General features: G+C 30.6%; 8 protein-coding genes and 1 riboswitch. All 8 genes read right to left on the bottom strand.

The genetic code is table 11. The annotated features are described in order from the left end of the window. Window positions 1-122: 122 nt before the first annotated feature. Window positions 123-227: riboswitch (SAM riboswitch) on the bottom strand. 74 nt (window positions 228-301) lie between these two features. After that, window positions 302-1,549 carry a sulfate adenylyltransferase subunit 1 gene (locus QM495_RS09600; protein ID WP_408671889.1) on the bottom strand — a complete coding sequence of 416 codons (1,248 nt, stop codon included), beginning with the start codon at window positions 1,547-1,549 and terminating at the stop codon, window positions 302-304. 137 nt (window positions 1,550-1,686) lie between these two features. Continuing rightward, window positions 1,687-2,586 carry a sulfate adenylyltransferase subunit CysD gene (cysD, locus tag QM495_RS09595; protein ID WP_408671888.1) on the bottom strand — a complete coding sequence of 300 codons (900 nt, stop codon included), beginning with the start codon at window positions 2,584-2,586 and terminating at the stop codon, window positions 1,687-1,689. A gap of 9 nt (window positions 2,587-2,595) precedes the next feature. Then, window positions 2,596-3,213, bottom strand: a complete 618-nt coding sequence (locus QM495_RS09590) for a phosphoadenosine phosphosulfate reductase family protein (RefSeq protein WP_408671887.1) — start codon at window positions 3,211-3,213, stop codon at window positions 2,596-2,598. Between the two features lie 11 nt (window positions 3,214-3,224). After that, on the bottom strand, window positions 3,225-3,494 hold the full coding sequence (locus QM495_RS09585) for a DUF2061 domain-containing protein (protein ID WP_408671886.1): 270 nt from the start codon (window positions 3,492-3,494) through the stop codon (window positions 3,225-3,227). 125 nt (window positions 3,495-3,619) lie between these two features. After that, window positions 3,620-4,789 carry a trans-sulfuration enzyme family protein gene (locus tag QM495_RS09580; RefSeq protein WP_408671885.1) on the bottom strand — a complete coding sequence of 390 codons (1,170 nt, stop codon included), beginning with the start codon at window positions 4,787-4,789 and terminating at the stop codon, window positions 3,620-3,622. Between the two features lie 30 nt (window positions 4,790-4,819). Beyond that, a complete protein-coding gene (thrA, locus tag QM495_RS09575) occupies window positions 4,820-8,212 on the bottom strand; it encodes a bifunctional aspartate kinase/homoserine dehydrogenase I (protein ID WP_408671884.1) in 3,393 nt (1,130 codons plus the stop codon). A 21-nt stretch (window positions 8,213-8,233) separates the two neighbouring features. Further along, window positions 8,234-9,523 (bottom strand): O-acetylhomoserine aminocarboxypropyltransferase/cysteine synthase family protein, encoded by a 1,290-nt coding sequence (locus QM495_RS09570; protein ID WP_408671883.1) that lies wholly within the window; start codon window positions 9,521-9,523, stop codon window positions 8,234-8,236. A 456-nt stretch (window positions 9,524-9,979) separates the two neighbouring features. Next, entirely contained in the window at window positions 9,980-10,138 is a 159-nt protein-coding gene (locus tag QM495_RS09565) for a hypothetical protein (protein ID WP_408671882.1), read from the bottom strand. Between the last annotated feature and the right edge of the window lie 348 nt (window positions 10,139-10,486).

The raw sequence follows: 10,486 nt of genomic DNA, 5'->3' as shown, positions 1-10,486 counted from the left end.
CGTTAGGGATTGTAGTGACATCCTTTTTTGAAAAAAAAGATATAACGAAAAGCCCGACCGTTTACGGTAACGCCCAAATAATTAGTATTAAAAAAGAAGAAGATACTTTGTGAAGTGTTCTTATGTTATCTTCCCACAAAATTGCGGTAGAACGTAGCACCTTCTTTATAAATAAAGGGTTGCTAAGGCTTCAATAGGTCTATTCCCTCTGCCTTTCTTAATAACTTTTATCAGTTTGTTTATGAACTTGACTGCAAATAAACGGAATATGAAGTTTATTTACAAGTCAAATTGCTTTTTATTAATCAATAAAACCAGCACCTACTGTATTATTGGTTTGAGGATCTATTAAAATAAATGCTCCGTTTGTTCTATGTTCTTTAAAAGAATCGAAGAAAATAGGTTTGTTTAATTGTAATGAAATGGAAGCAATATCATTAATTTTTAAACTAGATACATTAATTTCAATTCCTGAAAAATCGGTTTCAATTTTATTATTGATTGTATTTACTTTTGCTAACACTTTATGAATACCGTGTTGTAATATATATTTTGAGCCTGCCGCTAACTCTTTGTTACTCATCCAAGATACAGTGGCAGAAAGTTGTTTTTCAACCTTGGGTAATTCGGTTGCTTTTACAATCATATCACCTCTACTTACATTTACATCATTTTCTAGCGTTAAAGAGATAGATGATCTACGTGCAGCACTTTTATATTTTTTATCGTTGAAGTAAATTTCTTTTATTTTGGTTTTAGTTGCTGATGGAAGAACGATCACTTCATCTCCAACATTTAAGTTACCTCCATAAACTTTACCGGCATAACTTCTAAAATCATGATATTCTTCAGTTTTTGGGCGAATAACATATTGTACTGGAAATCGCATTTTTCCATTATTATAAATGTCATGCGTGTCTAATCGTTCTAAATGATTTAACAACGTTTCGCCTGTAAACCAATCCATTGAATTTGATTTTTTAACAACATTATCACCTTTTAAAGCACTTACTGGAATGTAGGTAATGTTCTGATCTTCATAGTCACTTTTTGCTACTAACTTCATAAAGTCAGCTTTAATTTCGTTGTATCTTCCTTCAGAAAAATCAACCAAATCCATTTTATTAACTGCTACAATAACGTCTTTAATTCTTAATAAATTATTGATAAAAAAATGACGATACGTTTGCTCAATAACTCCGTGTCTTGCATCAATTAAGATAATTGCTGCTTGAGAAGTTGAAGCTCCTGTAACCATATTTCTAGTATATTCAACGTGACCTGGAGTATCTGCAATAATATAACTTCTTGTATTTGTTGAAAAATATATATGGGCTACATCAATAGTGATTCCTTGTTCTCGCTCTGCTACTAAACCATCTGTTGCCAATGAGAAATCTAAATAATCGTACCCTTTTTGTTTACTGCTTCGTTCAATGGCTTCTAATTTATCATCGGTTAATGATTTTGTATCGTATAATAATCGTCCTATTAAAGTACTTTTACCATCATCTACACTTCCTGCTGTTGCTATTTTTAAAACTTCCATTTATTTAGCTATTTGCCATTCGCATGTTGCTATTGGCTTTATTTTATTATTATTTATTTTGAATTTATAAACTACACTTCGATATGCTTAGTGTGACATTTTTAATTATAAATTACGAATTATCAATTTTCAATTGATTAAAAGTACCCTTGTTGTTTCCGTTTTTCCATGGCTGATTCAGATCGTTTATCATCAATTCTTGCACCACGTTCTGAAATGCTTGAATCTCTAATTTCAGCAACTACTTCGCTAATTGTAGTTGCATACGAATCTACTGCTGCAGTGCAACTCATATCTCCAACCGTTCTAAAACGAACCATACGCTCTTCAACTTCTTCCTCTTCATCTTTGTAAACATATTCCGATGCTGACCAAATCATATTATCACGAACAAATATCTCTCGTTTATGTGCAAAATAAATTGAAGGGATTTCTAAATTTTCATTTTCAATATACGTCCAAACGTCTAATTCTGTCCAATTTGAAATTGGAAAAACACGTACATTTTGACCTAATTCTATATTACCATTTAGCATATCAAACAATTCAGGTCGTTGGTTCTTTTCATCCCACTGACCAAAATCATCACGCACAGAAAATATACGTTCTTTTGCCCTTGCTTTTTCTTCATCTCTACGTGCACCACCAATACAAGCATCAAATTTAAATTCTTCAATTGCATCTAAAAGCGTCGTAGTTTGAAGCATATTTCTGCTAGAATACCTTCCAGTTTCCTCTTTTACTTTTCCTTGATCTATAGAGTCTTGTACATTTCTAACAATTAATTCAAGTCCTAATTCTTTAACCAATCTATCTCTAAATTCAATTGTTTCAGGAAAATTATGACCCGTATCAATATGCATTAATGGGAATGGAATTTTAGCTGGATAAAATGCTTTTTGAGCCAATCTAACCAAAGTTATTGAATCTTTTCCTCCCGAAAATAATAAGACAGGTTTTTCAAATTGAGCTGCAACTTCTCTAAAAATGTAAATTGCTTCGTTCTCTAATGCGTTTATATGTAGTGTTTCTGTCATAGGATATTTTTATGAATGTAAACCACATTCTCTGTTTTCTAATACTTTTGTTGGATCAAAATAAGTAAACTCATTTGGTAAATTATGCTCAGTTAAATAGGTATCTAATTCAGCATCTGACCAGTAATAAAACGGACTTACTTTTAACAAACCATCTTTACTTATAGAAACAATATCTATACTACTTCTAAAAGCTGTTTGCCCTTTACGTAAATTTGTGAACCAAACATCGGGCTTGTGTTCACGCATTGCTCTATTAAAAGGTTCTAATTTTACTTGTTCTGTGAAAATTGTATGTTTTGGATCATCAATTTGAGGGATTCCCATAGTTGCATCTCTATACGCTGTGGTTTGTTTTGGTACGTATAAATAAACATTTAACCTTAATGTTTCAATTAATTCATTTGCATGAGCATACGTTTGAAGTGTGTTATAACCTGTATCGCACCAAATTACTTTTAGATTTTTATCAACCTGTGTACAAGCATTTAAAATAGCAACTTCATAAGGACGAAAATTAGTTGTAACCACTGGATTTTTAGCAATACTTAATGCCCAACTAATAATTTCGGCTGGTGATTTGCCTTGTAAATCTTTATTTAATTGTTCTATATTTAAATTTTTCATTCTATTTTATTTTATTGTTTACCCCATTTTATGAAGTTCCAAATTCTTTCGTGGAAAAAGTATAACACCATTTTAGTTACTACTTCAACCAAACCTATTGATAATGCCATGGCTATTTGTCCCGTTATAAACCAGGATATTATAATAGTATCTAATGTTCCAATAATTCTCCAACTAATTGCCTTTACAATACTGCGTGTTGCTTTTTCTGAATTTTTAATAGCCTCAAAACTTTTTTCAGAATTTGATTTATTTGAAGTTAAAATTTGATCTAGTATCATTTTTTATTTATTCGATTTTTCTGATGTCAAAAGTACATTAATTTCAATACTCTACCTACTCTATAGACTTTTATATTTAAAGAAAAAAGATTACAAATATTAATATTTAAAGTTTTTAAGTTAAATTATTTAGTTATCGCTTGATTTACATCATCAATGATGTCGGAAACATGTTCTAAACCAACCGAGATTCTTACCAAACCGGGTGTTATTCCGGTGGCTAATTGTTCTTCAATTGATAATTTACTGTGCGTTGTTGATGCCGGATGCGTAACAATAGTTCGTGTATCACCTAAATTAGCTGATAATGAACACATTTTTATGCTATCTAAAAAGGTTTTACCAGCTTCTAACCCTCCTTTTACTTCAATTGCAATGATATTTCCACCTAGTTTCATTTGTTTTTTAGCAATCTCATGTTGAGGATGCGATGTTAAAAACGGATATTTCACATTTGAAATTTTAGAGTGATTTTCTAAAAATTCTGCTAATTTTAATGCGTTTTCACAATGCTTTTCAACTCTAACTGATAATGTTTCTAAACTTTTAGATAATACCCACGCGTTAAAAGGTGATAATGTCGGTCCGGTGTTACGAGAAAATAAATAAATTTCACGTACCAAGTCAGATTTTCCAACTACTACACCTCCTAAAACACGACCTTGGCCGTCCATTAATTTAGTTGCTGAATGTAGCACCAAATCTGCTCCAAATTTTATAGGTTGTTGAATATAGGGTGACGCAAAACAGTTATCAATTACCAATAATAAATGGTGTTTTTTAGCAATATTTCCTAACAATTCTAAATCAATAATATCTACTCCTGGATTTGTAGGAGATTCAGCATACAATATTTTTGTTGAAGGCTGAATTAAATCCTCTATTTCAGAAGGATTGTTAATATCAAAATAGGAAGTTTTAATATTCCACTTTGGAAAATAGTTGGTGAATAATGTATGTGTTGAACCAAAAACTGAACGCGCAGAAATAATATGATCTCCACTAGTTAACAAGGCTGCAAATGTTGAAAATACCGCAGCCATACCTGTTGCAAAAGCATAACCCTCTTCAGCTCCTTCCATTTTCACAACCTTTTCAACAAACTCACTTGTGTTTGGATTGCTAAAACGAGAATAAATATTACGCTTTTTTTCTTCAGTAAATGACGCTCTCATTTCTTCAGCATCTTCAAATACAAAACTTGAGGTTAAGTATAATGGTGTTGAATGTTCTTGAAATTGCGATCGTTCTAATTGTGTTCTAATAGCTTCCGTTTCAAAATGATGTTTACTCATAATATACTGTATTTATTCTCTATTTGTACTTTAATTCTTATCTGCTAGTCTCAAAATATCACCAAAAACACCACGTGCTGTAACTGATGCTCCTGCCCCAGCGCCTTGAATTACAAGTGGTTTTACTCCATAAGACTCTGTATAAATTTCAAAAATAGCATCAGCACCCTGTATTTGACCTAAAGCACTATTTACAGGTACCGACACTAATTTAACTTCTAAATTCCCTTTATCTTTTTTCAAATCACCCGATAAATCACCAATGTATCTTAGTACATGATTTTCTTGTTGTTGTTCTTTTATATTTTGATAATACACATTCATTTCACTTAATTTACCTAAAAATTCCTGAGATGTTCCTTTGCGTAAATTTTCTGGAATTAAATTTTCAATTTTCACATCTTCAAATTCATTTTGTAAATCAAGTTCACGAGCTAAAATCAATAATTTTCTTCCTACATCATTTCCATTTAAATCCTCTCGAGGATCTAGTTCTGTATAGCCACTATCAATTGCTTCTTTTAAAACTGCACTGAAAGGTCTGCCATGCTTTGAAAAATTATTAAATAAATAACTTAACGATCCTGAAAACACACCTCTAATTCTTGTTATATTTTCACCGGAATCATGCAATAATTTTATCGTATCAATTAATGGCAAACCTGCACCAACATTTGTTTCATATAAATATGATTTTTTATTTTCTTTAATTTTTTTACGTAATTCTTTATAAGAAACGTAATCTATTGTGTTTGCAATTTTGTTCGAAGAAATTAAATCAAAGCCATTTTCTACCAACTCAATATATTTTTCAATAAATTTACTACTCGCAGTATTATCAATAGCAATTAAATTTTCCAAATGATTTTTTTTAGCAAAATCAATCACATCATTCAAACGATAATTCCCTACTGATTTTGACTCTAATTCCTTTTCCCAGTGTGCTGAAATTCCATTCTTTTTCAATAAAACATTTGACGAATTTGCAACAGAAAAAATGTTTAAGTTTATATTTTTTCGCTTCAAAATATGGTCTTTACTCTTTAAAATTTGATTTACAAGTGTACCACCAACCAAACCTTTTCCAAAAATGGCAATATTCACATTTTTTGAGACTCCAAAAATTTCACTGTGAATTACGTTTACAGCTTTCTTTAAATCTGTTTTTTTTACAACTAGGCATACATTTTCTCCTGTTACCGTGTTATTTATTAAAACAGGTGTAATATGGTTTTTTATTAATGCTCCATAAGGCTGATTAAATGAATACAAACTTTGACCAATAATAGAAATTACAGCTATATTTTCAGAAATGTTAATCTCACTTATATCTCTACTTTGAAATTCAATCTTAAATTCATTTTCTAATACTTTTTTTGCTTTATACCCATTTTTAGCATCCACAATAAATCCAATTCCACGCTCCGATGAGCCTTGAGAAATAATACTAACACTAATATCTTCTTTTCCCAATGAAGTAAAAATTCTACCATCTACGCCTATTTTTCCAAGTAATCCTCTTCCTTTTAAGTTTACAAGTGCTACATTATCTTGTACTACTATCGATTTTATTCCTCCTTGTTCAGATTCAGAGCCGATTAAAGTTCCTTCATTTTCATCATCAAATGTATTTAATATTCTTAATGGAATGTTTTTCTCTATCAAAGGAATAATTGTTTTAGCATGCAAAATATTGGCGCCAAAATTTGCCATTTCGTTAGCTTCTTGATATGACAGTTTTTCTATCTTTTTTGAATTCTCAACCAAATCTGGATTTGCGGTATAGATTCCATTAACGTGTGTGTAATTTTGAAATTCTTCAGCATTTAAAAAATTAGCTATTAATGAAGCTGTATAATTACTTCCATTTCTACCTAATGTTGTTGTTTCTCCATTTAAGTTAGAGGCAATAAAACCAGTTATAACTTGGATTGTATTATTACTTTGTTTTCTAAAATGTTCTATAACATTTTCTTCTGAAACACTTTCAATTGGTTGTGCTTTACCAAATTGTCCATTTGTTTTTAATAAAGTTCTGGCATCCACAAAATTGGCTTTTATGCCATTCTTATTTAACAAATGTGTAATTACTTTTCCAGACAGAATTTCACCTTGCGACAAAACCTGATCTTTTATCTTATTGCTATAATCGCCCAATAATTTTACTCCTCTAAAAATTTCATCTAACAAATGAAATTCATCCTTAAGATTAATGGTGCTATCTTGTTCTGTTTGATATTTTTTAAACAACTCAAATTCTTCCAAATAAGCTAAATTATTCTTTGATTTTTCTAAAATAGATTCCAAATGATCTGTTGAATTCCCTCTAGCTGAAACTACCACAGCTAATTTTTCACCATTAGAAACCTTCGTTGTTATTATGTCTAATACTCGCTCTAAACCTTTACCATTTGCCAAAGATTTACCTCCAAATTTTACTACTTTCATTATGTTGTTTTTAGAACTTTGATTAAAAATTGGTGCTATTATTTTTTCTAATTGTTGATATTCTATTAAAAAAGCATCGTGACCGTGTACCGAGTTAATTTCATTATACGTCACATTTGGATTTGTTAAAGCTAATTGTTTGTGTGTTTCTTTATTCTCTTCCGCTGTAAAAAACAAATCGGAATCAACACCTATAATATGGATATTGGCTTTTATCGTATCTAAAATATATTCGTTTCTTCCCTTAGTTACATCAATTGTTTTTAATAATTGATTCATTAATTTATAAGCAGATAATTGAAAACGCTCCTGTAGTTTTTTACCGTGATGTAACAACCAACTTTCTACATTAAAAATTTCAAGCGCTTCATTTTTAGATCTTTGAAAACGTTCTTTAAATGATTCAGGAGTTCTGTAACACAACATTGCGTGCATACGAGCATCGTGGACAGGATTGCTAGAATTTGATAAAAATTGTTCTTGAATTTGACAATTTGCAATTAACCAATCTGTAGATTTCCAATCGGTTGCAACAGCAATTAAATGTTTAGTTATTGTTGGATTTAAAACTGCCATTTCCCAAGCTATTCCACCTCCTAAAGAGCCTCCTACAATAGCAAATAGTTCTTTAACTGCTAACTTTTGAAGTCCTAATAAAAACAGTTTAGCAATATCTCTTGCTACAAAATCTTTGTAATTTTTAATTATAAAACCATCATATCCATTACCTGGTATATTAAATGATAAAATTGTATATTTATTTGTGTCAATAACTTTATTAACTCCTACTACTTCACACCACCAACCATTTTTCCCCGCAACTTCTGAATTTCCAGTTAAGGCATGATTGATTACAACAACTGGTGCTGTATGCAATTCTTTCCCAAATATTTGGTAAGAAAGATTTATCTCAACTGGGTTTCCACCCTTTTCAGGAGTGAAATTGGATATTACTATTTTTTTTAATTGGCTCATCTGCTCGTCTCTTGAAATAAATTATAATACTAAGGCTTCAACTTTATCAAATGCATTTTTCAAATCCTGCTTTAAATCAACAATATCTTCAATTCCTACTGAAAGCCTTATTAGATCTCTCGTAACTCCTGAAGCTTCTTGTTGTTCATCTGTTAATTGCTGATGCGTAGTGCTTGAAGGATGAATTATTAATGATTTTGTATCTCCAATATTTGCTAATAATGAAAATACTTCTACTGAATCAACCACAGTCTTTGCTGCTTCAAATCCTCCTTTTACACCAAAAGTTAATACTCCACTTTGACCCTTTGGTAAATATTTTTGCACATTACTATAAGACTCATGAGATTCTAGTCCAGGATAACTTACCCAAGAAACCTCTTCTTTAGCCTCTAACCATTTTGCAATTTCCAGCGCATTTTGACTGTGTTTTTCAATTCTAATTGGTAAAGTTTCCAATCCTTGAATTATTTGAAATGCATTGAACGGACTTAACGCTCCGCCAAAATCACGTAAACCTTCTAATCTAACTTTTGCTGTATAAGCTGTTTCACCCAACGCTTCACTATAAACCAAACCGTGGTAACCTTTAGATGGTTCCGTAAACTCAGGAAATTTACCATTCGTCCAATCAAAATTACCTGCATCAATAATTGCCCCTCCAAGTGAATTCCCATGTCCGCCAATAAACTTTGTTAGAGAATACACTACAATATTAGCTCCGTGTTTAATTGGATTTAACAAATATGGTGTTGCTACTGTGTTATCCACAATTAGAGGTATTTTACTTTCTTTTGAAACCTTCGCAATAGATTCAATATCCAAAACATCCAGTTTAGGATTTCCTATAGATTCAATAAATACAGCTCTTGTATTTTCCTGAACTGCCTCACTAAAATTTTCTAGATTTGAAGCATCTACAAACGTTGTTGTTATTCCAAATCTTGGCAGCGTAACATTTAACAAATTGAAAGTTCCGCCATACAAAGTACTTGAAGCTACAATATGATCTCCTGCTTTTAATAATGTAAGTAAAGCCGTTGAAATAGCTGAAGTTCCTGAAGCAAAAACAGCAGCCCCAATTCCACCATCTACTGCTGCTAAACGTTTTTCTAATATATCATTTGTTGGGTTGTTTAACCTTGTATAAATAAATCCTGGTTCTGCTAAAGAAAATAAATTAGCAGCGTGTTCCGAATCATTAAACACATAAGAAGTTGATTGATAAATTGGAACAGCTCTTGTTCCCTCTGTTTTATTAGTATCGTGTCCTACGTGTAATGCTTGTGTTGAAAATTTTTGAGTACTCATAATTATATTTTTTAAATGTTTTAATTCTAATTTTTTGATAAAAAAAAAGTCCCTTTGGTTTAGATATTACCAAAGGGACTTAATTAGAGTTGATTTATTTACTCCTTTCAATTTAGGCAATATCGTTTCATTGTGCTACGCATCATTTGCATCGTCATACAACAACTTTTACACATCATATTTTGAGAAAATAAATTCATTATATAATTATTTAATACTAAAAAGCCTCTGATTTCTCAGAGGCTCCATGTTGTTTATTCTATATTTTAAGTTTTAAACAATAGTATCCTCTGTGCATAATTTACACATCATAATTGGACACATATTCATTTTGTTTAAAATCATTTTTTTTATTATCTGGGACAAATGTATTAAGATTTTTCAATAAAACAACCTATTTTAATTAATTTTCAATATTTCATTACCCTATTCATTGTAAAATTCGCACACCAAAATTTACCCTGTTGCACTTTTAAGGTTTGTATTTTTAGGAATTGAACACGTATAATTTTCTTTAATTCCTTTTAAATATCCTGCTAAAACAAAATTACCCATACTAAAATTATTTAGTGATATCATAGTTTTATCATTCATTACTACATAAATATTAGTCATAGAATTATCACTACTATTTTAGCATCTAACAATACATTCTAACACTAATAAAAATATTATTAATTTCTTCATATACTGGACTTGCAACAAAAAGTCGGACAAATTTTCTAAGACCTATGCCACATATTTTAAATTGTTAACTTCAAGTTCTACTTCTTTGGGTGTTTCATAATTCTAAGATATTTGTTTTTATTAAACAGTCTTAAAATAATGTCCGTGTAAATGTAGTAACTCCATAAATTGGAATGAATTGATTTAAAACAATTTAATAATGCTTCCCCATATCTTTGATTTCAATCATTTTATTCCCTATAATTAAAGTGCCTCCATATGGAAGTTCATTGTGTT

It is taken from the genome of Lutibacter sp. (genome assembly GCF_046055765.1).
Taxonomy (GTDB): Bacteria; Bacteroidota; Bacteroidia; order Flavobacteriales; family Flavobacteriaceae; genus Lutibacter.
The sequence above is the reverse complement of the archived record's forward strand: the minus strand, read 5'-3'. Positions and strand labels throughout refer to the sequence as shown.